The organism is Mesorhizobium sp. WSM2561, assembly GCF_000513915.1.
GTDB classification, from domain to species: Bacteria; Pseudomonadota; Alphaproteobacteria; order Rhizobiales; family Rhizobiaceae; genus Mesorhizobium; species Mesorhizobium muleiense.
Map to the genome: position 1 here is coordinate 149,740 of NZ_AZUX01000016.1, position 23,517 is coordinate 173,256.

A 23,517-nucleotide genomic window follows, 5' to 3' on the forward strand; every position below is an offset into this window, starting at 1 on the left:
GCTTGAACCAAGGGTGCGCAGCGGTTTTGGGACAACGACATGCATAAAACAGCGACTTAAAGCGCGTCGCATGATCCCGCGACGCGCTTGGTTCAGGCGCCTGGAATGATCCAGGCGTCCGAGACGGTCAAATGCACTCTCTGGCCGACTGCAACTGCCTCGGTGCTGTCGATCAGCAGTTCCTGCCCCGGGTCCTGTCCTGGCCCCCGCCCCGCCATCGGCAAGGCCAGCCGCACCTCATGGACCGGGCCGCGAAAAATGCTGTCGAGCACCGCCGCCTGCATGCCCTCAGGTGAAATCCGCAGCGCTTCCGGCCTCAGCAACACCTTGACCGCTCCTGCCGGGCTTCCGGCGGTTCGTACTGGGAAGCGATGCCCTGCTACGTCGACCGTCGCGGTCCCTACGGCCTGATCGACCACGAAGCCCGAAACAATGGATCCTCGCCCAACGAAGCCGGCAACAGTGGCATTGGCCGGCGCGCGATAAACCTCCTGAGGCGCCGCCGCCTGCAGCACCTTGCCTTGGCTCATGATGGCGACGCGGTCGGCCAGCGCCAGGGCCTCGGCCTGGTCGTGGGTGACGTAGACGATGGTGGCGCCGGTGCGGCGATGGATGTCGCGAAACGCGTCGACCATCGACGAGCGCAAATGCATGTCGAGATTGGCGAGCGGTTCGTCGAACAGGATAACTTTGGCGTCGGCAACGAGGCAGCGCGCCAGCGCCACGCGCTGGCGCTGGCCGCCGGACAGTTCCTCGATACGGCGGCTTTCAAATCCGTTGAGCCCGACGACATCGAGAACCGCGCCGACACGGCTCGCAATCTCGCTCCGTTTGACATGCCGGGCCTTCAGGGGATAGGCGACGTTTTCGCCGACATCCATATGCGGCCAAAGCGCATAGGACTGGAAGACGACACCAACGCCGCGCGCTTCCGGCGGCACCTGCCGCTGCGGATCGGCCATCAATTCGTCACCAAACAGCACGCGACCTTCGCTGGGCGCCTCGAAGCCGGCGATAAGCCTCAGCATCGTGGTCTTGCCGCAACCGGACGGGCCGAGCAGCGCTGTGAAGGAGCCCGCCGCAAAGTCGAGCGAAACGGCGTTCAGCGCGGCGGTTTCGTTGAACCGCTTGGTGAGACGCTCCACCCTGATTTCGCTCATGCTTCACCAATCGTCTTAGCTTCCGTCATGCGCCCGATCGCTCGCGCGGCCGTTGCGGCACCCGGCGGCCAATACGTTGGAAATCTGGCCATGACAATGATGCAGCCGGCCCGCGAGATCAGGTTTTCCGTAACGCAGCGGCGGTGACAGGCAGGCATCAATGTCGGGAGAAATGGGATGTGTCGCCGGCCTGCGCGGCAACCTATCCCGCAATCTCCAACAAGGACGATATCAGCAACCGGCGTTCGTCGACCGAAAGAACATCCGAATCGAAGAGATTCATGCTGCGAAGTCCTTCGATGGCGAGGTAGCAGACCAGCAGCGCCTTGAGGTCCGGCGTCTCTCCCTTGAGCCGCTCGAAAACCTGCCGCCTGAACGCTTTTATCGGCGTCAGGAAATCGGGATCCTCGGCGATCGCCGAAAAAATCCAGGAAGCTGACGGTTTCGATTCCGCGGCATGTTCGGCCGAAAGCTTGATGTAGGTCGCAAGCGGGCTCTCGCCGCTGACGCCGGCAGTGCGGGCGGCGTCCAGCGCCTGCTCGAAGGCGCGCAGATAATCCTCAACCAGCGCCTGCATCAGTTTCGCCTTGGTCGGGAAATTGTACAACAAGCCGCCTTTCGACACCCCGGCCCGGCCGGCGACGGCGTCCAGCGACAGGCTGCCCGGCCCCGTCTCACGTGCCACATCAGCGGCGGCGGCGAGAATTTTATCACGCGAATTCGTTCTTCGGGCCTTCATCAATCGTTCCCCCATACATTAGCCTACGCGGAATTGACAAGACCGTCCAGACGGTACAGTAAAGTCGCCGTCATTTGATATCGGGACCAGTCACAGCTATGTGTTTGGCTCATCCGACTGTTGTGCCGGGCCATGGCCAAGGGGACTGCTCGTGATCAAGCGCTTCATCATCGCGTTCATTCTGCTCGTGCTGGTCTGCGGCGGCATCGTCGGCTTCAACTTGTTCCGCGACAATGCAATGCAGCAGTTCTTCGCCACGATGAAGCCGCCGGCCGCGACGGTGTCGACGATGATCGTCAAGCCGACGGAATGGACGCCGGGCGTCGAGGCGATCGGCACTGTCAGTGCGGTCCGCGGCGTCGACCTGGCCGTCGAAGCCGCCGGCATCGTCAAGGATATCCTGTTTCACGCCAATCAGAAGGTTGAAGCCAACGCGGGTCTCCTTCAGCTCGACGATGCCGCCGAGCGCGCCGATCTCGAGGCGACGAAGGCGCAAGCAGCGCTCGACCAGACGGCGTTGACACGCGCCCTTGAACTGCAGAGACGCGGTGTCGGCTCGGAATCGACGCTCGACTCGGCGCGGGCAGCCGCATCGGCTTCCACTTCGCAGGTCAACAGGCTGCAGGCGGTGCTCGAGCAGAAGCTGCTGACCGCGCCCTTCAGCGGCACGGTGGGTATCCCCAGGATTGACCTCGGCCAGTATCTCACACCCGGCACTTCCGTAGCGACCCTGCAGGATCTGGAGACGATGCGGGCCGATTTCTCGGTTCCCGAACAGCAGCTTCCGCTGCTCAAGATCGGCCAGAAGGTGCGGCTGGGCGTTGGTGACGGCGAGTTGCCGTTCACCGGCACTATTCGCGGTATCGACCCGAAGATCGACCCGGCCAGCCGGCTGGTGACGGTCAGGGCCGAGGTCGCCAACCCCGAAGCCAAGCTGACCCCTGGCCAGTTCGTGCAGGTGCGCGTCGAACTGCCCGAGGAAAACAACGTGCTGACGGTGCCGCAGACCGCGCTGACCTCCAGCCTCTACGGTGACTTCGTCTTTGTGGTGCGTCCGGCGAAGCCAGCCGCGGCCAATGGCGCCGCCCCTGCCGCCGCGGCCAACGCGGAAGAAAAGCCGGCCACGGATAGTGCGAAGCCCGCGACTGAAGCGCCCGCGGCAAAACCCGAGGAACAATCGGCTGCTGCGCCGGCCGGACCGACGGCGGAAGAACAGAAGCCGCAGCTCGTGCTTGCCCAGGTGTTCGTCAAGCCAGGCCGCCGTAATGCCGGCCTGGTTGAGATCCTGGAAGGCATCGCGCCCGGCGACGAAGTCGTTACCGCCGGCCAGAACCGCCTTTCCAACGGCATGTCCGTTGCCGTCGACAACACCATCGATCCGACCAAGCCGGCAAACCAGCAGGCAGCCCAGAAATGAGCTTCTCCGACATCTTCATTCGCCGTCCGGTCCTTTCGACCGTGCTCGCCTTGATGATCCTGCTTCTGGGGTTCCAGGGCATCTTCAGCCTCTCGATCCGGCAGTATCCGGAAGTCGAAGAAACGGCCATCACGATCACGACGGCCTATCCCGGCGCCAGCGCCGACCTGATCCAGGGGTTCATTTCCGCGCCGATCGCCCGTGCCGTCGCTTCGACCGAAAACATCGATTACGTCACGTCGGCGAGCCGGCCGTCCTCAAGCACCGTGACGGTGCAGATGAAACTCGGCTCCAACCCCGACGTCGCGCTGAACGAAGTCTTGTCGAAGGTACAAAGCGTGCGCGGCGACCTGCCGGACGAGTCCGAAGACCCGGTGATCGTCAAGGGCACCGGCGAGCAGTTCGCGATGATGTATATCTCGATGCAGAACCCGAACATGACGCCGGAACAGCTCACCGAATATATCGAGCGCGTCGTGCGGCCGCGCATGTCGACGGTCGAGGGTGTCGCCGACGTGCAGATCTTCGGGGCCGCCGAATATTCGATGCGCGTCTGGATCGATCCGATCAAACTGGCGGCGCGCGGCGTGACGGCGTCGGACGTGCTGGCCGCCATCAACGCATCGAATTTCCTGTCAGCACCCGGCAATACCGAAAACGAATACGTCGCCTCCTCGATCACCGTCCGCTCGACGCTGCAGACGCCGGAGGCTTTCGCCGCTCTTCCGCTTCGTTCGACAGACGGCAATGTGGTGCGGCTGCGTGACGTGGCGCGCGTCGATCTCGCCGCGGCGAGCACCGACACCAGGGTTACTTTCAACGGCAAGCCCGGCATCTTTCTCGCCATCTTCCCGACGCCGGCCGCCAATCCGCTGACGACAGCGGAGGCGATCCACGACATCGTGCCGACGATCCAGGAGACGCTGCCGCAAGGCATGACGATCGAGATCGTCTACGATTCGACCGAACAGATCAGCGCATCGATCGAGGAGGTGTTCAAGACCATCGGCGAGGCAGTCATCATCGTCATCGTCGTCATCCTGCTCTTCCTCGGCTCGTTCCGCTCGGTGCTGATGCCGATCGTGACCATTCCGCTGTCGCTGATCGGCGTCTGCTTCCTGCTGTTTTCGCTGGGCTATTCGATCAACCTTTTGTCGTTGCTGGCTATGGTCCTGGCGATCGGCCTCGTCGTCGACGATGCCATCGTGGTGGTGGAAAACATTCACCGCCACATGGAGGAAGACGGTTTATCGCCGATGCAGGCGGCCTTCAACGGCATGCGGGAGATCTCGTCCGCCGTCATCGCTATGACGATAACGCTGGCCGCCGTGTTCGCGCCGCTGGCCTTCACCGGCGGCCTGACCGGCGCACTGTTTCGCGAATTCGCGGTGACGCTTGCCGGCTCGGTGGTGCTTTCGGGTGTCGTTGCCCTCACCGTCACGCCGATGATGTCGGCACGCATCCTCAGGCCCGGCTCGCACAGCCGCTTCCAGCGTATTGTCGACAACACGTTCGGGCGCGTCGAAAACATCTATGAGCGGCTGGTCAGCGGCTCGTTGAAATATCGCCCGGTGACGCTGATGATCGTCATCGCACTGGTCGCCACGACCGCCTTCATGTTCACCAAGACCGCGAGCGAACTGGCGCCGGAAGAAGACCAGGGCTTCTTGCTGTCTATTGTGAATGCGCCGCGCTATGCGACGTCGGACTACACCGAGACCTATGTGAACCAGATTCTCGGGCTGATGAATGATATCCCCGAAACCAGGGCTCGGTTCTCCGCCGTTGCCTTCCAGGGCCCGACGAACAACGCCTTCGTCGGCTTCGCATTCAAGGATTGGGCCGAGCGCGAGCGCAGCTCGAAGGAACTTCAGGAAGACATCACCGCCCGCCTTGCCAAGGTGGCGGGCGTCGAGGCTTTCGTCTTCGCCCCGCCGACGCTGCCCGGCTCCGGCGGCGGCCTGCCGGTGACGATGGTGGTGCGCTCGACCGGCGATGCCTCCCAGGTGTACGAGGCCGCCGAGGACATCAAGAACAAGGCGCAGGCCTCCGGTCGCTTCCTCGCAGTGCAGAATTCGATGTCCTATGACGCACCGCAAGTGACGGTGACGATCGACCGCGACCGCGCTGCGGCGCTCAACCTGCCGATCGCCGACATCGGCCGGACGCTGACCCTCCTGGTCGGTGGCGCCGAAGTGGCGCAGTTCGACCGCGAATCCAACAGCTACGACATCATCCCGCAGGTGCCGCAGAACTTCCGCGACAACCCTGAAAAGCTGGCCGAGTATTTCGTGCGCAGCGCGTCGGGTGAGATGGTGCCGCTCTCGGCGGTGGTGAAGATCTCGACCAACGCCTCGCCGGCCGTGATCGAGCAGTTCAACCAATTGAACTCCGCCACGATTTCCGCTCTGCCATTGCCAACCGTCACCACCGGCGACGGGCTGAGGACCATCGAGGATATCGCCAGGGAAAGCCTGCCCGACACGTTCTTCATCGACTATACCGGCCAGTCGCGACAGGAGAAGGAACAGGGCTACACGATCATCATCGCCTTCGCGGCAGCCGTTCTCGTCATCTATCTGGTTCTGGCGGCGCAGTTCGAAAGCTTCCGCGATCCGCTGATCATCATGATGTCAGTGCCGCTGTCGATCTTCGGCGCAATCGTGCCGCTCAATCTGGGGCTGGGAACGCTCAACATCTACACGCAGGTCGGGCTGATCACGCTGATTGGCCTGATCACCAAGCACGGCATTCTTCTGGTCGAATTCGCCAACCAGCAGCGCGAGCTCCACGGGATGCGGCGGCGCGATGCGATCGTCGCCTCGGCCAGGGTGCGGCTAAGACCGATCCTGATGACGACGGCGGCGATGGCGCTCGGCGTGGTGCCGCTGATCATCTCCAGCGGCGCCGGCGCCGCAGCGCGCTATTCGATGGGCCTGGTGATCTTCACCGGCATTCTGGTGGGAACCATGTTCACCCTGTTCGTGGTGCCGATGTTCTACACCTTCTTCGCCAGCAAGGACCTGCCGCATCACGCCGAGAAGCCGGACCCGAAGCTGATGCCGGTGCCGGTCGATTGATTGAGAAAAAGGCCGGAAATTTCCGGCCTTTTTCTTGGGCAGTGATGTCCGACCGCAACGTATTTATAAAGGCGGATCGTCTTGCTTATCATTTGACGATGACGATCCTGGTGTTGGTCGGACCGAACATCTCGACAAGCTGGTAGAAGTCGGCGGCGTTGTCCGGATGCAGCCGCACGCAGCCATGCGAGGCCGGCTGGCCGAGGCGCCTGACGAAATTGGTCGCATGCACGGCGTAGCCACCCTTGAAGAAGACCGAATGCGGCATCGGCGCGTTGTCATATTTCCTCGAATACCACATCTGGTGCATGCGGGTCGGCTTGAACGACCCGGTCGGGGTGAGATGCCCCCTACCGCCGGTCGAGACTTTCCACGCGAAGGTCGGCCGGCCGTCGACGAGGACTTCCATCGTCTGCTGCGAAAGCGAAATCCGCGCCACGATCTGATTGGCCGCCCGATTGGCAGCATCGGCAACGCCGTTGCCGGCGCCGAACAGAAGAACCGTGCCCGCGGTGACGGCGGCGGCGATGTTGATGAGCTTGGCGGAAATGGCAGTGTACATGATATCCCCCTGTCTGCCGGGCATGGCCCGGCTCCAATTCGATGACTGGCTTGTCGTTGGGTCACGTTTCGAATTGATTTCGCACGGCCGACGTTTCTGTTTCGAAACTGTTTCCTCTGGTTAACGGCCGGAGGCCCATCCGAGGCATTTGCAGGGGTGAAACCAAGGACAGGACGGTTTGCCTGGTCGAGCTCGGACCCGCGAAAAGGTACTGCCGTCTCCCGGGGAAAGTGCGGTCTTGCCTCACATGAAAGAAATTTGACTTGGCTCGAAACCAATCGGCAACAAAGCGCGGACTCGAGCGGCATGATCTGGATACAGGCCGCCCGCAGAGTTGACCCAACGAAAACAGCCGGCACAAACGAAGATGAACATGCAGTCTAACGCGATCTCCTGGCTGTTCAGGATAAGCATAGCCGCAGTGTTGATTTGCATGCCGCACTGTTTTCGCCACGGTCTGGATCGTGTCCAGCCTGCGCATAACCGGCTCAAGGCCCTCTGGCGGGTCGGTTTTGGGCTGAAGAAGATGCGCGGCACCTCCGGCAACTTGCAGCCGAGAGGACCGAAGGCCCGCGCCGCAACGGGGGGCTCCGATGGCGGCGCGGGCACTTCGGGGTTTTCCCTGAAGCGAACCTGAAACCAAATTTGGGGGACGAAAACGATGAACACGAAATTTGCAGCTTCGGTGCTTTCCGCACTGCTCTACGCACAGGGCCTGCTCGGCTTTGCCGGCCTCGCCACCGTGCTTCTCAGGGATCGTGCCCATGCCAGCGAATTCGTCGCGGCCAGCGAAATGCCGTCAGGTCCGTCGCTTCTCGTGGTGCGCTGAGCGCCTGGGCCTGTGGACAGTACGGTGAGGGCCGCGGCCTCAGTCGGCGAACTGCGTCGGCGGATCGAACCGGTAGCCCGCACCCCGTATGGTGGTGATGGTTTCGGTGTCGAGCTTGCGGCGCAGTCGCACGATGCGCGAATCGATCGAGCGATCGAAGGCATCGGCATTTTCGGCGGGCGCGGCGGCAATGATATCGTCGCGCGTCAAGACCTTGCGCGGACTGGCCAGGAACAATCTGAGCAGCGCCACCTGACCCGGCGACAACTGTTCTTCCGTGCCGGAGCGATGCATGACCATGGCCGACCGGAGGTCGACCGTCGCGTTCTCCAGCACGACCAATTCCCCGGCGTTCCGGCCGCGCCGTGCCAGCAAGCCGCCGATACGGGCGGCGAGTTCCCTGACGTTGAGCGGGCTCTCGACGACGTCGGCGGCGCCGAGCTCGAGCGCCAGAACCTTGTCGACGAGATCGGCCGGCCGGCAGATCAGGATGAAATCCGGCCCGCCCTCGCCGCCATGGCGCTTGAGCAGATCACGCCCTTCCGCCTGGCTGAGGCTGTCGCCGACGACAACGACATCGATGCCGTTTCCGGAAAGCAAGGATTCGGCCTCCCACGGCTGCCGCACTGCGCGCACGTCATGACCGCGCCGTTCGAGATGGTCGGCCAGATCGGTTGCGACCACTTCGGCGACGGAAACAAGCGCGATGATGGATCGTGCAGCCATTTTTTTCCACCCTGCAACCCGGCAACCCAAGATGAGTGCTGGACATGATGTTTATACCCAATCTACTTTCCGCTGAAAGTGGGAGCGAGAGCATCGTGCGGGCACGAATTGTCGTCGTCGAGGACGAGCCGGATCTGAGGGACGCGGTCGCCGAGTATCTCGACGCCAGCGGCTACGATGTCGCTACGGCCGAGAGTGCCAGCGCTGCGCGAACCTTGCTGGAAACGCAGTCGTTTCACCTGGCCATCCTCGACATCGCCATGCCGGGCGAGGACGGCCTGTCGCTTGGCCGCTGGATGCGCTCGAAAACGCCGATCGGCATCATCTATGCCACTGCCGCCGGCACCGCGCTAGACCGCATCGTCGGGCTGGAACTCGGCGCCGACGACTACATCGTCAAGCCTTACGAATTGCGCGAGGTGCTGGCTCGGGTCCGCAGCGTGCTGCGCCGCGTGCCGCAGCCGGCCGAGCCGCAGGCCGCCAAGGCCGAAACAACTGCCAACCGCCGTTCCATGAGCTTCGGACCTTTCCATGCCGATCTCGACGGTCGGTTCGTCACCGGCACCAATGGGACGGTCATCGACCTGGCCAAGAGCGAGTTCGACGTGCTGGAGGTCTTCCTGACGCGTGCCAACCGCTTGCTGACGCGTGCGGCGATCTCCGAGGCGATCGGCTTCGCGGAAGATCCTGAATCCTCACGTGCAGTCGATATCCGCATCATGCGGCTGAGGAAGAAGATCGAGGCCGACCCGGCCAATCCGAAATTCCTGCGCACAGTCCGCGGCGAAGGCTATATCTTCTCGCTGCCGACCGGCGAAGGCAACTGAGCGGCGCGACCACTGGTAACCACTCTCGGTGGCGAGACTGTGAAATGACGGCTGACCATGACGGCTGAAGCACGCAGCGATAGGCACGGCGTCAGGCAGGGCGCGGCGATGGCCGCTGTTCACATCGTTCGCCGGCTTCACGAAGCTGGCGACTGGCAGCGCGAGATGGGCAGCATCCTTGAAACGCTGTGCGGGGCCATGGATTGCCAGCGCGGCATCCTGTTTCGGCTGCGCGAACTGCCCGGCCAAGGCTTTGCCCAATCGGTGGCGGCCTACTGGATCGACCCCCGATATGGTGGCGAGCTGGCATCGCCGACGGTGATCATGCAGTCGGTTGTCAATTCGGACCCACTGCTGGAACGGTTGGCGGAGGACGAGCGGCAAGGCAAGATCTTCGCGGGACACACGCGCGACCTCGAAGGCTTTCTGAGAACCGACTTCGAAAAGCAGCACATCAAGTCGTTCCTGTCGGTGTCGGTCTTTGCGCATGGCCATCTGTGGGGCACGCTGGCGGTCAACGACTGCGTGAACGAGCGCGAATGGACCAACGAGGAAGAGGCAACGCTGCACATCGTGGCGCTGGCCATCGGCGACGCCATCGAACGATCGCTTTCCGATGCCCACGCCAGCGAAGTCATCCGCCGCACCATGCTGCAGGCCTCGCTCGACGCGATCATCGTCATCGACGAGACCGGTTCGATCATCGAGTTCAATCCGGCCGCCGAAAAGATGTTCGGCTACCAGCGCAGCGACATCCTCGGCAAGGACCTGCTCGACACCGTCGTTCCGGAATATTATCGCAAGGGCTATGTGTCGGGCGCCGAATACATGTCGGGCCGCGGCGCGCCGATGGTCGGGCAGCGGATCGAGACCGTCACCCAGAATGCTGCCGGCGAGGTCTTTCCGATCGAATTGACGGCAACCGAGATGCGGGTCGCCGACCGCCGCCTGATCTTCGGCTCGATCCGCGACCTTCGCGACAAATTGCGTGCCGAGGAGGAGATCGGCCGCCAGCGCGAAAAGCTGCACCAGAACGAGAAGATGGCGGCGATGGGCTCGCTGCTTGCCGGCGTGTCACACGAACTCAACAACCCGCTTGCCGTGGTCGTCGCCCAATCGACTTTGTTGCACGAGTTCGCTTCAGACCCGCAGACCAAGGTGCGCGCCGAAAAGGTGCGCGCCGCCGCAGAGCGCTGCGGCCGCATCGTCAAGAGCTTCCTCTCGATGGTCCGCCTGCATCCGGCGTCGCAGGCCGAGACCGACCTCAACCAGGTGGTCCGCGCGGCACTCGAAGTGACCGCCTACGGCGCCAGGTCGACCGGCATCATTATCGATACCGATTTCGCCAGCGGCCCGCTGCTGGCCATGGCCGACGCCGACCATGTGACGCAAGTGGCCGCCAACTTCCTCATCAACAGCCAGCACGCTCTGGCCGGCATCGGCGGCGACCGGCTGATCAAGGTTCGCACGTTTCGCAGCGATCGCGGCAATCCCTGTTTCTCGGTCGAGGACAACGGGCCGGGCGTGCCGGAAGCGATACGCTCTCGCATCTTCGAATCGTATTTCACCACCAAGCCGGTCGGCGTCGGCACCGGCATCGGCCTGTCGATTTCGAAATCGATCATCGAACGGCACAATGGCAATGTCTGGTTCGAGGAAGTTCTGCCGAGAGGCGCCCGTTTCGTCGTCCAGTTGCCGGCGATCGCCGGCGGCGCGGCCGCCGCCGGCGAAAACCCGTCGCGCTCGAGCGGATTGCGCCACGCCCTGATCATCGACGACGAGCCGGATGTCGCCGCCTCGCTGTCCGACATTCTGGAGTTGATGGGCATCAAGTCGCGGATCGTGCCGGCCTGGGCGTCAGCCGCCGCGACCTTGTCGGGCCATATGCCGCCGGACATCGTCTTTTCCGATCTGCGCATGCCCGGCACCAGCGGCATATCGATCTATCGCGAACTGCTCGCCGAAAAGCCTGATCTGGCGCGGCGCTTCGTTCTGGTCACCGGCGACCTGATCGGCGCGAAAGCCGAAATCGAGGCATTGCCGGCGCCGCAGCGGCCGCAGATCCTGGAAAAGCCGTTCAGCACGCTGGACGTGCGCGGGGTGCTGTCGGCTATCGCCGAGCAGGCCGCATTGGGCAGCTAGGACTTCGGACGGTGGAAATCGGTTTTTGAAAAAATCCGATGCTCAACAAAGGGCTTTCCAGAGAAAAAAGACTCCCGGCCGAGGATGCGGCGGGAGCCTGCCTGGAGCGCTGGAGGGGTCGCTCGGGCATCAAAAAACGTTCGGCGTATCGGTCAGAGGCGCGGCATTGGCGATCACGCGAACCGCGCGGGCCTTGTGAATGCCGGATTGCTCGGCAATGACGCGCAGGCACTCCGCACTCTCGGCGCCCCAGGCCTGCCCCTTGCAGACAAAATCGATCTCCGGCATCGGCAGCCGCGCGGTCTTGGTCGTGGTCGGCGCGCCCTTGACGATGTTTGCCGGCGGGTTCAGTGAAGCAAAGGCGGGACCAACAGTCGGCGCGAACGCCATGCCGGCGAACGCGGCGGCGCCCAGCACCACGAACAGCGCCATCGGATGGTCGTTGGCGCGCTGGCGCAGCGCCAGCTTCGGCCGCCGATCCTTGCCCTTCAGCGCTTGCAGACGGCGGTCATTGCAGGCAGTCCGGATTTTCGTATACATCGCGCTTCCCTTCGTCGATCTTCTTTTTTTGTTGAAACGAACTTAGTCGCACCTTGTAACGGACGAACGACGCACGCAAACTGACCGTGTAACAGCTTTGAAACGGGATTTCGGCGGGCACATCCGGTCATCGCAGGGGCGAGGCAGTTCGTTGCCGAACTGTTTTCGTGCAGTCGCATGTTCACGGGATCAAATCGCGCCGCCGCTCTGGCCCGGCGACGTCCGGTCGCCACTTTGAGACGCCCTCGCCTGCACCATGAGGCGCTGGTGATTACTGCAGATTAAATTCCCTGAGGATTTTCTGTGCCGCAATGCGCCCAGCCACGATTGCGCCTTCGACATAGCCCGGAAACGACGGCGACAATTCCGAAGATGCAAAATACACTGGCGGCGCGCCGGCCAGGATAGTTTGTTCGGCCTCGGTGGCGCTTGTATCGATGATGAGATCGGCGTAGCCGCCGCCGCTCCAGCGATCATCGGTCCAGTCGCGATAGCTGAATTCGGTGAACTTGCCTGCATCCGTGCCGAGCGCCTGCTGCAGCCGCGCCGTAACCTGGGTGCGCAACGCGGCATCTCCCAGTTCCCGCCAGCGGAGGGCAAGCGGCCCGCCGACAAAGACGACCAACGCGGGGTGGCCGTCGTCCTTGCTGGCGTCACAGGCAAAAAGTGCGGGCGGATCGCGCCACATCACCATGCCGCTCAAGCCCTTGGCGCGCCAAAAGGCGGTGGCATAGCGCACCTGTATTTTGATCACCGCGCCGCTCTGCCAGACGCCGAGAGCCTTTTGCAAGGCAGCCGGCAGCGCCGACGCGAAGTCCAGCTTCGAAGCCATCATCGGCGGCATGGCGATCAGCGCTATTCGAGCCGTGATCGAGCCCGTCGTCGACGCGAGACGAACGCCTCCCGGTCTGCGGTCGATCGTTCTGACCGGCGTGTTCAATCGCAGGCGGTCGCCGAGATCGCCAGCCAGATCATCCGCCAGAGACTGCATGGTTTCGAGCACGAAATACTGCAGTTCCGACACCTCGTTGGTGATACGGCGGTCATTGTCGATGAGGTGCCAAAGCGGCAGTTTTTCGAGCGCCTGACACCACAGCCCCTCGATCATCGAGCGGAACGCCGCCTTGGCCTCGCCGGGATCGTTCTGGCGTTCGAGCCATGCGGCGACGGTCAAGCCGGAGATAGTCGGATCGCCCGGTGCGATCGCGTTCATGCGGTCGCGGATCGACATCGAGGCGTGGTAGATTCGCTCGATTTGCTTTGCGCCGGTCAGTGGCTGGGCAACGAACTCGCCCTTAGTATAGGTCTCGACCAACGTCTTGCCGCGCGTTCGCACCAGGGCCATCAGTTCCGGCATGTCCTCGCACAGGAACTGACCGCCGCTGTCGATCCGCTCGCCAAGCCCGTTCCACTGGGACTCGACCCGCCCGCCGACGCGGCCGCGCGCCTCGAGCAGCGCAAGATTGATGCCGGCCTTGCTCAATTCATGCGCGGCTGACAGGCCGGTAAAGCCGGCGCCGACGATGGCGACATCGGTTCGTACGGTCTGGCGCTTCAAGAGCCGGCCCTGAAGGTCTCGAAGCCCTCAATCATCCGCGGCTTGAGCTTCGGAGACAACGGTCCTGTCGAGATCATCAAACCCCGCTCGATCGAATTGCAGGTTGCTGGCTGCTCCGCCGGGCGACCCGCTTTAGCCAATGGTCTTTTCCAGCATGCTTATCCAGTTGCGGTAGGCGATCTTCTCGATCAGCGCGCGACTGAAGCCGCGCGCGGCGAACGCGTCGAGCAGCTTCGGCAGGCCGGTGACGTCGCCGACCACAGCCGGGATCATGGCGCCGTCGAAGTCGGACCCGAGCCCGACGCCGTCCTCGCCCAGAGCCTGCAGCAGTGAATCGACATGGCGCACCATGACGTCGAGACTGGTATCGGCATTCATCCTGCCGTCTTCGCGCAAAAACCCGGTCGCGAAATTCAGCCCGACCATGCCGCCCGAGTCGCGGATCGCGCCGAGCTGCCATTCGGTGAGGTTACGCGAATGGCCGCAGATCGCATGGACATTGGAATGGGTCGCGACCAGTGGTGCGTCGCTGATCTCGGCGACGTCGCGAAACCCCTTCTCGTTGAGGTGCGAAAGATCGACCATGATGCCGAGCTGGTTGCAGGCCTTGACCAGCGCCTTGCCGGCATCGGTCAGGCCAGGTCCGGTGTCGGGCGTCGACGGGAAACGGAACGGCACGCCATGGCCGAAAGCGTTCGGGCGGCTCCAGACGATGCCGAGCGAGCGCAAGCCGGCCGCATGCAGCACGTCGAGCATGGTCAGTTCGGGGTCGATCGCCTCGACGCCTTCGATATGGAACACCGCTGCGATCGACCCTTGCGCCATCGCGTTTCGCACATCGCCGGCGCTGCGGCAGACGGTGAGCGCCGACGCTCGTTCCAGCCTGAACAGGATCGAGGCCATGGCGATGGTGGAAGCAAGCGCGTCGGCGCGCGGAATTTCGGGCGGCAAGGGCTCGATATCGCTTGGCGCGGGAGGAACCGCACTGCGCTTGGATTTCTCGACCGGCGGCGGAAAGATTGCGAACATGCCGCCGGCAAAGCCGCCCTGTTTCGCACGCGGCAGGTCGATGTGGCCACCCGATGTTCCCTCGATGAACAGCTTTTCGACATCCGCGTCTTTCGACTGATAGAGCCTGAGCAGCGTGTCGTTGTGGCCGTCGAAGACGGGAACAAGATCGGTTTCGGTCATCACGGGATCATTTCGGTTCGATTGGTCGGGCGGGCAATAACCTACTTAGGCAAGGCAATACCCACTAGGCAAGACGACCCAGTGGCTAAGGCTGGCCACTGGTAAGAATGGCAATCTGCGCAAATGAAGCGATGCGCTTGTGGCTGCCCGCCTCAACCGTCATCGTGCGCCGAGGCCTGGCGCCGGGATCGACGCTATTGCTTCAGCACGTCGGCCCATTCCTGGTGACGTCGGAACTGGGCGTTGGCGAACGGGCAGAGCGGGATGATCTTCTTGCCCGCCGCGCGCGCGTCCTCGACGGCGCGGGTAACGAGCCTGAGCCCCGCGCCCTGGCCGCGAAACGCATCCGGCACTTCGGTGTGGTCGATGATGATCTGGTGCTCGCCGACCTTGGTAAAAGTCATCTCCGCCTCGGCGCCGTCAGGCCCGGGCAGGAGATAACGGCCCTTGGAACCGCGATCCTCCAGTTCGACCTCCGGCAATTGGTCAGGCATTGCTTACGCTCCTTCTGCCGGCGTAGCGGACAGGAACCGCCGCGCCGCCTCGATCTCGTTCGACTGCACCTCATGGCCGCCGTCGTGCCACTCCACTGTGACATCGGCGCCATCGGCGCGCAAATAGGCTTCTAGCCGCGACGTCAGGTTGGGCGGACAGATCGGATCGCGCCTGCCTGCTGTGACCAGGATGCGGCGGCCGGCGAGACTTCCCTCGATTTCCGGCTCGAATGGGATCAGCGGATGCATCAGCACCGCCGCGTCGAACAGAGAGGGCTCCGCGAACACCACCGAGGCCAGGATGTTGGCGCCGTTGGAATAGCCGAGGCCAAGCACCGACGCGGGCTTTGACGCCTCGACATGCGCCCCGATATGCGCCTTGACGAAGCCAATCATCTTGTCCGTCGCCCGCGCCAGGTCTTCCATGTCGTAGACGCCCTCGCCGGTGCGGAGAAAGAAGCGCGCAGCACCGTCTTCCGAGACATCGCCGCGCGGCGAAACGATAGTCGCCTGCGGCGCGAGATCACGCCCGAGCGACAGAAGCTGGTTCTCGTCGGCCCCGGTGCCGTGGAAGACGAAGAGCAGCGATCCATCAGGCGAACCCGGCAGTGTCTTGTAGGTGTAAGCGTCCTTGCTCATGGCCTTGTCCTTAATGCATGTCGCGCAAAAGTGCGCAGCGGTTTTGCGATGACGACATGCACAAAACCAAACTAAAAGCGCGTCGCCCAACCTGGTCAACGCGATGCGCTTTTAGTCCTCCAGCTTTTGCAGATGTTGCTCGAGATAGGGCCTCAGATGCTGGTGCTGCGACGGCAGCTTCAGCGCCTCGCCGAGATGGGCGGCGTCCTCGTCGCAGTCGAAGCCCGGCTCGTTGGTAGCGACTTCGAACAGCACGCCGCCCGGCGTGCGGAAATAGATCGCCCAGAAATAACCGCGGTCGATCACCGGCGTCACCTGGTAGCCGGTGTCCGTCAGCGCCTTGCGCACTTCGAGCTGCTTGGCGCGGTTTTCGACAGCGAAGGCGACGTGGTGGACCGAGCCGGCGCCGAGATCGGCAAAAGCGGCGCCCGGCAGCGATTCGATATCGACGAAGTTGGCGCCGTTGCCGTCCTTCACCGCCAGCCTTTTTACAGTGCCGGACGTGTCGACTTCCTCATAGCCCATGAATTTCAGCAGCTCCTCCGTGGCGCCGCCATCCTTCAGCCTGAGCGACACCGAGTGAAAGCCGCGAATCGCCTCGTCGGACGGAACATCGCCCTTCGCCCATGGCGCACGGGTGTCGGCCTTGTTCTCGACCAGCGCAAACCCGTCGCCATCGGGACCGGCGAAGCCAAGGCGCTTGTCGCCGAAGCTATCTTCGCGCGACAGCCCGGCGACGCCCTCATCGGCAAAACGCTTTTCCCAATAGGCGAGCGTGCCTTCGGGCACCGAATAGACCGTGGTGCCGACCTCGCCGACGCCGTGGCGGCCCTTGCCGATGTTGGGGAACGGAAAATAGGTCATCACCGAACCGGGCGTGCCGAGCTCGTCGGCATAGTAGAGATGGTAGACATCCGGCGCGTCGAAATTGACGGTTTTCTTGACCCGGCGCAGGCCGAGCTTTTGTGTGAAGAACCCGTTGTTCTGGCGCGCATCCCTGGCCATCGAGGTGACGTGATGCAGACCCTTGATCTGGTCGAGCATTTTGCTGCTCCTTCGCTTGTCCTGTGCGGCCCATGCCGCGGTCCACGCCAATATGAGGAGCCGCCAGCCGGCGGCAAAGGCCGCAAACACAGAATAGACTGTACTCTAAAAGTGAACAATAAAGCGACTTTTGTTCACAATTTTAGCGAACAGCTGAGGCTTGTGTCGCCACAAAAATTCGGCTCCCGTGACCGGCAGGTATTCGCGGCAGGTTTTCGATGAAGGACACCAGCAGTGGTCAAAAAAGACAGACGCCCGAATGTTCTCCTGATCACCTGCGACCAGTGGCGCGGCGACTGCCTGTCGGCGGCAGGCCACAAGGTGGTGCGAACGCCGAATGCCGACGCGCTCGCCGCCGAGGGTGTGCTGTTTCGACAGCACTTTGGCGGGGCGGCGCCCTGCTCGCCGGCACGCGCTTGCCTCTACACCGGCCTTTACCAGATGAACAACCGCGTCTGCCGCAACGGCACGCCGCTCGACGCCCGCCATGGCAACATCGCACTCTCGGCACGCAGTCTCGGCTATGATCCGACGCTGTTCGGCTATACCGACGTGTCGCCCGATCCGCGCACGCTGGCGCCAGGCGACCCGCGGCTGAGAAGCTATGAAGGCGTCCTGCCCGGCTTCACCGTGCGCCAACTCCTGCCGGAGCACCAGAAACCGTGGCTGTCATGGCTCAAAGCGCGCGGCATCGATAGCAGCGCCGGTTTTCCCGGTATCCATCGCCCAGCGGACGAAATCGTTGGTGCCACGACGGACGGCGCCGTGACCACCTCACCGCCCGTCTACTCGAAGGACGAGACCCCAGCCGCCTTCCTGACCGGCGAATTCGCCCGCTGGCTGGGCGAACAGGAGGGCGATACACCGTGGTTCGCGCATCTTTCCTTCCTCAGCCCGCATCCGCCCTTCATCGTGCCGGAGCCTTACAACAAGATGTATGACCCAGCCGACGGAACAGCCTTCCGCCGCGCCGCGAGCTGGCAGGCCGAGGCGCAGAGCCACCCCTACCTCGCCTATGAACTTGACCAGCAGCAGCGGGTAAATTTCCGTCCCGGCGCCGAGGGCAAGGTGCGCGACTGGGGCGACGACAATTTTCGCCGCATCCGCGCGCTCTATTACGGCATGATCTCGGAAGTCGACGCGCAGCTTGGCCGCATCTGGCAGGTGGTCAAGGCGGCGGATGCCTGGGACGACACCATCATCGTGCTGACCTCTGACCATGCCGAGATGATGGGCGACCATTTCATGCTGGGCAAGGGCGGCTTCTTCGACGGCAGTTTTCATATTCCGCTGATCATCCGCGACCCGCGTCGCCGCAAGGCGGCCGGCGCCAGCGTCGACCGCTTCACCGAAGCAGTCGACATAGCGCCGACATTGCTCGATCTGCTTGGCGAGGTATTCCCGCCGCATCTCGACGGACAATCGCTGAAGCCGTTCCTGGATGCCAGGGAGCCGGACAATTGGCGCGAGGCCGCGCATTGGGAGTTCGATTTCCGCTCGGTTGCCGACGCTGATGCCGAGCGCTATTTCGGCATCGGTCCGCGCCAGTGCAATCTGGCGGTCATCCGCACGAAACAATTCAAATATGTACATTTCGCCGGCGGCCTGCCGCCGCTGCTGTTCGACCTGGAGAAGGATCAGGACGAACTGAGCAATGTCGCTGCCGATCCGGCCTATCTGCCGGTCAGGCTGGAGCTTGCCGAAAGGCTGCTTGCCTGGCGGGCCGAACATCTCGATCAGTCGCTGGCGCTTGCCGAACTGACCGAGGATGGCGTGGTCGGCCACGTCGCAGGCCTGCCACCTTTCCCATCATGAAAAGGCCCGCGCCGTTGGTTGCCGGCGCGGGCCTCTTTCATCGTTGGCGCAAGCTAGCGCATCATCATGCGCTGGGTGTCGCGGTTTTGCGCATATGTGGCCTTGTCATAGGGGGCCTGCGCCTCGAGCTGCTCCTTGGTGAAGTTCGTGTAGAGATAGCGATTGCCATCCTTGTCGGTCATGAATTTAAGGTTGTCCATGCCGATCGCCACTTCCTTCTCGCCAACGCCGAGGAAACCGCCGACGTCGATGATGACGGCGTCGACCTTCTTGTCGCCGGTCAGCACGACGTCACCAATCTCACCGACGTTGACATCGTTGGCGCCATAGACGGTGGTTCCAACCAAATCCTCGGAGCGGATTTCGTTGATCGGCATTTCGGTCAGCGCCGACTTGTCGATCGCCGCGGTCTTCGTCTGGTCGGGGGTTGCGTCAGGCGTTGCTGCAGCCGGAGCCTCGGCTGTCTTGTCCGCCGGTGCCGGAGCAGCCGGGTCTGGCGTCGTCGCCGGAGCCTCGGCTGTCTTGTCCATTGGAGCCGGAGCAGCGGGTTCAGGCGTTGCCGCCGGAGCTTCCGCAGTCTTCTCCGCCGGGGCTGGAGCCGCAGTGACAGCAGGGGTGGTGGTCACTGGCGCCGGCGTCGCCGCGTCAGTCGATGCGGTTGTCGCCGGGGCGGGATCATAGGGCTCGCGGTCGAACTCCGGCAGCGCCTCCAGGTCTTCCTTCGTGGTCTCGGCGACCAGCCAGCGGTCGCCGTCCCTCTCCGCCCACTTGGCCTTGTCGAACTGATAGGCGACATTCTTTTCGCCAATCTCGAGGAAGCCGCCGACGCCAATGATCAGCGACTCGGCTTTGCCATCCTTGGCCAGAACGATGTCGTTCACGTCGCCGATGTTTTGAGCGTCGTCGCCAGTGCCGTTATAGACGGTTTCGCCGATGATATTCGTGGCAAGGTTGCCGTCGGCACTCTTCACAGGTTCGGCCGGAGCTGCGGCGCTATCGGCTGGAGCCGCCGGAGCATTCTGCGCCGTTGTATCCGTCGAGGTCGATGGAGCGGGAGCCGTAGCCGTGGTGTCGGTGGCCGCAGGAGCCGGATCATAGGGCTTGCGATCGAAGTCCGGCTGAGCCGTCAACTCATCTTTTGTGGTTTCGGCAATCAGCCAGCGGTCGCCATTCCGTTCGGCCCATTGCAGCTTGTTGTAGTCGAAAGCGACATTCTTGGCACCGACGCCAAGAAAGCCGCCGACGCCGATGACGACGGATTTCGCCTGACCGTTTTCATCGAAGACGACATCACTGACCTCACCGATGTTCTCGGCATCGTCGCCGGTGCCGTTATAGACGGATTCACCAATGATATTGGTCATCAGGCTGCCCTCGGCCCGCGCAACGGGAGCCGCCGGAGCGGTCTCCTGGACCGCCGGGTCCTGGGTGGGCGCCGGTGTTGTGGCTTCCTGCGCATACGCACCGGTCGCAATCAACGCTGCCAGTGCGGTGGTGGATAAAAGGGTGCGGATCATCGTAATCCTCCTCGTGCGTTATCTCTGGCCGCGAGCAGGGGAGATCGGTCGCGGCGTTACAGATTCACAACGTCGTGACCGCGCCGTTGTTCCGACACCAGGGCGAGCGTTGTGAAAAAACCACCCGAATCGCGCTCAATTATGCGTTTGCCGGGTGAGATTGGCTCCTGTATTTTCGTTAGAGCTGCGGAACTTTTTTTCAACCGCCCCGTTTCGCCCCATGGCTCGGTCTGTTGCGGCCGATGATTATCCAATGGTAGCCAAGAAAAATCGGAGCGGGGGAATGCGATTTGCGGCGGTGCTGAACCAGGAGGGCGGCACCCTGCGTACGGTTGATCTCTCCGCCTTCACCGACCGAATGCGCCAGACATTGGAGGCAGCAGGCCACTGCATCGATATCGAAATCGTTGCCGGCAGGGACATTGTCGCAACGCTGGAGCGCATCGCTTCCAGGCACAGTGTCGACATTGTGCTGGCCGGTGGCGGCGACGGCACCATTTCGGCCGCGGCGGCTCGGTTGATGGGCAGCAAGAAAGCGCTTGCCATTTTACCGGCTGGCACGATGAACCTGTTCGCGCACGGGCTCGGCATTCCACAAACCCTTGACGCGGCCGTGAAGTCCTTTGCCGACGGTGAGGTTATTGCAGTCGATTTGGCAACCGCCAACGGCCAGCCATTCGTGCATCAATTCTCGATCGGCATGCATGCCAGGATGGTCCAGCTTCGCCAAGACATGGAGTATGGCTCGCGATTGGGAAAGATGCGGGCTTCGATAAAGGCTGCCTGGGCGGCGATCAACAACCCTTCGGCAATGAAGGTGACGCTGATCATCGGCGATGCCGAGATCGTGACGCGCACCACCGGCATCGGCATCACCAACAATCTGTTCGGTGAGGGACATCTGCCCTATGCCGACAATCCCGCCGGCGGCGTGCTCGGCATCTATGTCACGGTGGCGCGGCGGCGTGGCGAACTGGTCAGGGTCCTCTTCGACATGGCGCGCGGCAAATGGCGCGACAGTGAGCATGTGGAGATCCACCAGGCTGAACGGGCCGTTTTGAAACTCCACTCGGCTGCGAAGAAATTTCGCGCCGTTATGGATGGCGAACTGGTCAGGCTTGACCGCGAAACCACGATCGAAATTCATCCTGGTGCGCTGAACGTTCTCGTCCCGCCGCGCGCTGTCCAGGCGAAGGCCGCGTGATGCATCCCGGCATAGTCGATCGGAAGGCTTCAGCCTCTGGGAATCTCGCCCTGTTCGTTCCTGGGAAGCTCGCCCTGTTCGGTTGTCGGCGTCCGGTCTATCATGTTGCCGTAGATCTCAGCGATGCCCCAGGCGATAAACGCCAAAAGCAGCGCGGCGATCAAGATACGGAAGGTGTGCCACCCCCAGCGTCCCTGGCGGGCTTTGTCTTCAGGAACGATCTTGGGCATGATCGGCCTCCATTTCGTTTGGCGCTGGCATTTCTTTTGGCGCTGGCATGTCGGTTAGCGCTGGCGGCGCGGCTGGCAAAATGTGGTTGGGTAACGGTTCCTCAGGGCGAAGGTTCCGGTTTCAGGGCCCGGCAACTGGGCCCAGCGCGGATGGCTGCAAGCCGATGCATCTGGGGGACTTGTGGATAGCAGGGTAGTGACAAAGCCGAATCTGCCGGTCGATGTCCTTAGCGTGGTAACGGCGCAGGACCGGCTTGCCGTGCTCCATGATCTCGATGCAATCGACACGGCGGCCGATCCTGACTTCGACACTATCAGTGGGCTCGCCGCCGCGGCGATGCAAACACCTGTCGCGCTGGTGACGCTCGTCGATGTCGAGCGGCAGTGGTTCAAGTCCTGTGTCGGCCTGGACGAGACCGAGGCCGCGACCGATACATCCTTCTGCGCCCACACCATTGCTGCCGGCGACCAGCCGATGGTGGTGACGGATGCGACCATGGATTCACGCTTCAACGCCAGCCCGCTGGTCACCGGCGAGCATCATTTCCGTTTCTATGCGGGTGCGGCGATTGTGGTGGCCGGTGCCCGGATCGGCACGCTCTGCGTGCTCGACCGGAGGCCGCGCGGGTCGCCGTCTGCCGCCCAGCTCGAACAATTGACGGCGCTCGCCAGCCTCGCTGCCAGCCTGTTCGCATTGAAGGACGCCACCCGCAACGCCGCCGGCGCCGCTGCGGCACTGGCGCGCGAGGAGAAGCGGCGCGGCATTGCGCTCGATGCCGCATCGCTCGCAAGCTGGGCATGGGATATTCACACCGACACGATCGAATGCGATGCCCGGTTATCCGAGCTGTTCGACCTGCCGCGCTCGACCCGGTTGAGGGCGCGCGATATCCTTGCCGCCATCGACCCGCGCGATGTCTACCAGACCGAGACGCGCTTTCGCGACGCGCTGAGCGGCGGCGACGATTATTTTGGCGAATACCGCGTCAAGGGCTTCAGTCCGCCGCGCTGGCTCGCTACGCGCGGCCGGGTCATCGAGCGCGACGGCGACGGCAAGCCGACGCTGATCTTCGGCGTCAACTACGACGTAACCGAACGCAAGCTCGGCGATGAGCGGCAGCGGCTGTTGCTGCGCGAGCTGAACCATCGCGTCAAGAACACGCTGGCCACCGTCCAGGCGCTGGCGACGCAGACAGTTCGCCATGCCCGCCAGCCGAGGGATTTCCTCGACGCCTTCAGCGCCAGGCTTCAGGCGCTGGGCGCCGCCCACAGCCTGCTGTCCGACCGCGAGTGGCGCGGCATTGGCATCCGCGAACTCGTGCAGATCGAGGTCAAGCCGTTCGACACCGCCGATCAGCCGCGCATGACGATCTCAGGCGCCGATCTGCTGCTTTCGCCCGACCAGGCAGTCGGGCTTGGCCTGATCCTGCATGAACTGGCCAGCAACGCGCTGCAACACGGAGCGCTGTCGGCGGTGTCGGGCAAGGTCGATCTCGACTGGAAGGCACAGGTTAGGAAAGGCGCCCGGCGCCTGGTCCTGACCTGGCGCGAAAGCGGCGGGCCTGAAGTTGCCTCGCCCGAACGCCACGGCTTTGGCTCGATCCTGATCCGCCGCAGCCTGGCCAAGGTCATCTCCAGTGAAGTGACCCACGAATTCCGGCCGGAAGGCGTGTTCGCCGAAATATCGATGCCGCTGGAGGATCTGCCGAAGTGACCGCTCGACTATGGACCCGAACCAAAGGTCCGCGTCAGGGAAAAGTGGAACCCGGTTTTTCGGATCATTGCCGAACAAGAAGAAGAAAC

At 63.0% G+C, this 23,517-nt stretch carries 20 protein-coding genes; 8 read left to right on the forward strand and 12 right to left on the reverse strand.

Annotated elements, in window-relative coordinates:
* Positions 1–92: 92 nt before the first annotated feature.
* On the reverse strand, positions 93–1,160 hold the full coding sequence (locus tag M727_RS0115505) for an ABC transporter ATP-binding protein (RefSeq protein ID WP_027153449.1): 1,068 nt from the start codon (positions 1,158–1,160) through the stop codon (positions 93–95).
* Positions 1,161–1,362: 202 nt separating this feature from the next.
* Positions 1,363–1,899, reverse strand: a complete 537-nt coding sequence (locus tag M727_RS0115515) for a TetR/AcrR family transcriptional regulator (protein WP_027153450.1) — start codon at positions 1,897–1,899, stop codon at positions 1,363–1,365.
* A 151-nt stretch (positions 1,900–2,050) separates the two neighbouring features.
* On the opposite strand from M727_RS0115515, the gene M727_RS0115520 reads away from it, so the two are divergent.
* Entirely contained in the window at positions 2,051–3,316 is a 1,266-nt protein-coding gene (locus M727_RS0115520; protein WP_027153451.1) for an efflux RND transporter periplasmic adaptor subunit, read from the forward strand.
* A complete protein-coding gene (locus M727_RS0115525) occupies positions 3,313–6,396 on the forward strand; it encodes an efflux RND transporter permease subunit (protein WP_027153452.1) in 3,084 nt (1,027 codons plus the stop codon). Before M727_RS0115520 ends, M727_RS0115525 begins: the two co-directional genes overlap by 4 nt.
* Before the next feature lie 88 nt (positions 6,397–6,484).
* Here M727_RS0115525 and M727_RS0115530 read toward each other — a convergent pair whose 3' ends face one another.
* Positions 6,485–6,958 carry a L,D-transpeptidase gene (locus M727_RS0115530; protein ID WP_027153453.1) on the reverse strand — a complete coding sequence of 158 codons (474 nt, stop codon included), beginning with the start codon at positions 6,956–6,958 and terminating at the stop codon, positions 6,485–6,487.
* A gap of 661 nt (positions 6,959–7,619) precedes the next feature.
* Here M727_RS0115530 and M727_RS39965 point away from each other — a divergent pair.
* A complete protein-coding gene (locus tag M727_RS39965; protein ID WP_023797130.1) occupies positions 7,620–7,787 on the forward strand; it encodes a hypothetical protein in 168 nt (55 codons plus the stop codon).
* Between the two features lie 39 nt (positions 7,788–7,826).
* Here the strand turns inward: M727_RS39965 and M727_RS0115545 are convergent, their stop codons facing one another.
* Positions 7,827–8,513, reverse strand: coding sequence for a response regulator transcription factor (locus M727_RS0115545; RefSeq protein ID WP_023797129.1), 687 nt, complete (start codon positions 8,511–8,513; stop codon positions 7,827–7,829).
* 47 nt (positions 8,514–8,560) lie between these two features.
* Here M727_RS0115545 and M727_RS0115550 point away from each other — a divergent pair, with 47 nt between their 5' ends.
* Complete coding sequence (locus tag M727_RS0115550; protein WP_063830524.1) at positions 8,561–9,340, forward strand: response regulator transcription factor; 780 nt, start codon at positions 8,561–8,563, stop codon at positions 9,338–9,340.
* Between the two features lie 57 nt (positions 9,341–9,397).
* On the forward strand, positions 9,398–11,482 hold the full coding sequence (locus tag M727_RS0115555) for a PAS domain S-box protein (RefSeq protein WP_027153454.1): 2,085 nt from the start codon (positions 9,398–9,400) through the stop codon (positions 11,480–11,482).
* A 129-nt stretch (positions 11,483–11,611) separates the two neighbouring features.
* On the opposite strand, the gene M727_RS0115560 is transcribed toward M727_RS0115555, so the two are convergent.
* From M727_RS0115560 to M727_RS0115585, 6 genes are all read right to left on the reverse strand, one after another.
* Positions 11,612–12,022: a hypothetical protein gene (locus M727_RS0115560; protein WP_023797126.1), complete on the reverse strand. Its 411-nt coding sequence runs from the start codon at positions 12,020–12,022 to the stop codon at positions 11,612–11,614.
* A gap of 271 nt (positions 12,023–12,293) precedes the next feature.
* Complete coding sequence (locus M727_RS0115565; RefSeq protein WP_027153455.1) at positions 12,294–13,580, reverse strand: flavin monoamine oxidase family protein; 1,287 nt, start codon at positions 13,578–13,580, stop codon at positions 12,294–12,296.
* Between the two features lie 132 nt (positions 13,581–13,712).
* Entirely contained in the window at positions 13,713–14,771 is a 1,059-nt protein-coding gene (locus tag M727_RS0115570; protein WP_027153456.1) for a dipeptidase, read from the reverse strand.
* Positions 14,772–14,965: 194 nt separating this feature from the next.
* Positions 14,966–15,265 (reverse strand): GNAT family N-acetyltransferase, encoded by a 300-nt coding sequence (locus M727_RS0115575; protein ID WP_027153457.1) that lies wholly within the window; start codon positions 15,263–15,265, stop codon positions 14,966–14,968.
* A 3-nt stretch (positions 15,266–15,268) separates the two neighbouring features.
* The gene (locus M727_RS0115580; protein ID WP_027153458.1) at positions 15,269–15,904 is read right to left on the reverse strand and encodes an alpha/beta hydrolase; all 636 of its coding nucleotides are present in this window, start codon (positions 15,902–15,904) and stop codon (positions 15,269–15,271) included.
* 111 nt (positions 15,905–16,015) lie between these two features.
* Positions 16,016–16,948: a VOC family protein gene (locus M727_RS0115585; RefSeq protein ID WP_027153459.1), complete on the reverse strand. Its 933-nt coding sequence runs from the start codon at positions 16,946–16,948 to the stop codon at positions 16,016–16,018.
* A 234-nt stretch (positions 16,949–17,182) separates the two neighbouring features.
* Here M727_RS0115585 and M727_RS0115590 point away from each other — a divergent pair, with 234 nt between their 5' ends.
* The gene (locus M727_RS0115590; protein ID WP_027153460.1) at positions 17,183–18,763 is read left to right on the forward strand and encodes an alkaline phosphatase family protein; all 1,581 of its coding nucleotides are present in this window, start codon (positions 17,183–17,185) and stop codon (positions 18,761–18,763) included.
* Between the two features lie 53 nt (positions 18,764–18,816).
* Here M727_RS0115590 and M727_RS0115595 read toward each other — a convergent pair whose 3' ends face one another.
* The gene (locus tag M727_RS0115595) at positions 18,817–20,280 is read right to left on the reverse strand and encodes a PRC-barrel domain-containing protein (protein ID WP_027153461.1); all 1,464 of its coding nucleotides are present in this window, start codon (positions 20,278–20,280) and stop codon (positions 18,817–18,819) included.
* A gap of 283 nt (positions 20,281–20,563) precedes the next feature.
* Here M727_RS0115595 and M727_RS0115600 point away from each other — a divergent pair, with 283 nt between their 5' ends.
* Positions 20,564–21,484, forward strand: a complete 921-nt coding sequence (locus M727_RS0115600; RefSeq protein ID WP_027153462.1) for a diacylglycerol kinase family protein — start codon at positions 20,564–20,566, stop codon at positions 21,482–21,484.
* A gap of 29 nt (positions 21,485–21,513) precedes the next feature.
* On the opposite strand, the gene M727_RS36505 is transcribed toward M727_RS0115600, so the two are convergent.
* Positions 21,514–21,714, reverse strand: coding sequence for a hypothetical protein (locus M727_RS36505; RefSeq protein ID WP_023797117.1), 201 nt, complete (start codon positions 21,712–21,714; stop codon positions 21,514–21,516).
* A gap of 196 nt (positions 21,715–21,910) precedes the next feature.
* Between M727_RS36505 and M727_RS0115610 the strand changes: the two genes are divergently transcribed.
* Positions 21,911–23,428: an HWE histidine kinase domain-containing protein gene (locus M727_RS0115610; RefSeq protein ID WP_236385012.1), complete on the forward strand. Its 1,518-nt coding sequence runs from the start codon at positions 21,911–21,913 to the stop codon at positions 23,426–23,428.
* Positions 23,429–23,517: the final 89 nt, after the last annotated feature.

Bases quoted from the DNA above. Each gene is read 5' to 3' on its own strand.
- M727_RS0115505 (WP_027153449.1), bottom strand. From the start codon at position 1,160: ATGAGCGAAATCAGGGTGGAGCGTCTCACCAAGCGGTTCAACGAAACC.
- M727_RS0115515 (WP_027153450.1), bottom strand. From the start codon at position 1,899: ATGAAGGCCCGAAGAACGAATTCGCGTGATAAAATTCTCGCCGCCGCC.
- M727_RS0115525 (WP_027153452.1), top strand. From the start codon at position 3,313: ATGAGCTTCTCCGACATCTTCATTCGCCGTCCGGTCCTTTCGACCGTG.
- M727_RS0115530 (WP_027153453.1), bottom strand. From the start codon at position 6,958: ATGTACACTGCCATTTCCGCCAAGCTCATCAACATCGCCGCCGCCGTC.
- M727_RS39965 (WP_023797130.1), top strand. From the start codon at position 7,620: ATGAACACGAAATTTGCAGCTTCGGTGCTTTCCGCACTGCTCTACGCA.
- M727_RS0115545 (WP_023797129.1), bottom strand. From the start codon at position 8,513: ATGGCTGCACGATCCATCATCGCGCTTGTTTCCGTCGCCGAAGTGGTC.
- M727_RS0115550 (WP_063830524.1), top strand. From the start codon at position 8,561: ATGTTTATACCCAATCTACTTTCCGCTGAAAGTGGGAGCGAGAGCATC.
- M727_RS0115555 (WP_027153454.1), top strand. From the start codon at position 9,398: ATGACGGCTGAAGCACGCAGCGATAGGCACGGCGTCAGGCAGGGCGCG.
- M727_RS0115560 (WP_023797126.1), bottom strand. From the start codon at position 12,022: ATGTATACGAAAATCCGGACTGCCTGCAATGACCGCCGTCTGCAAGCG.
- M727_RS0115570 (WP_027153456.1), bottom strand. From the start codon at position 14,771: ATGACCGAAACCGATCTTGTTCCCGTCTTCGACGGCCACAACGACACG.
- M727_RS0115575 (WP_027153457.1), bottom strand. From the start codon at position 15,265: ATGCCTGACCAATTGCCGGAGGTCGAACTGGAGGATCGCGGTTCCAAG.
- M727_RS0115580 (WP_027153458.1), bottom strand. From the start codon at position 15,904: ATGAGCAAGGACGCTTACACCTACAAGACACTGCCGGGTTCGCCTGAT.
- M727_RS0115585 (WP_027153459.1), bottom strand. From the start codon at position 16,948: ATGCTCGACCAGATCAAGGGTCTGCATCACGTCACCTCGATGGCCAGG.
- M727_RS0115595 (WP_027153461.1), bottom strand. From the start codon at position 20,280: ATGATCCGCACCCTTTTATCCACCACCGCACTGGCAGCGTTGATTGCG.
- M727_RS0115600 (WP_027153462.1), top strand. From the start codon at position 20,564: ATGCGATTTGCGGCGGTGCTGAACCAGGAGGGCGGCACCCTGCGTACG.
- M727_RS36505 (WP_023797117.1), bottom strand. From the start codon at position 21,714: ATGCCCAAGATCGTTCCTGAAGACAAAGCCCGCCAGGGACGCTGGGGG.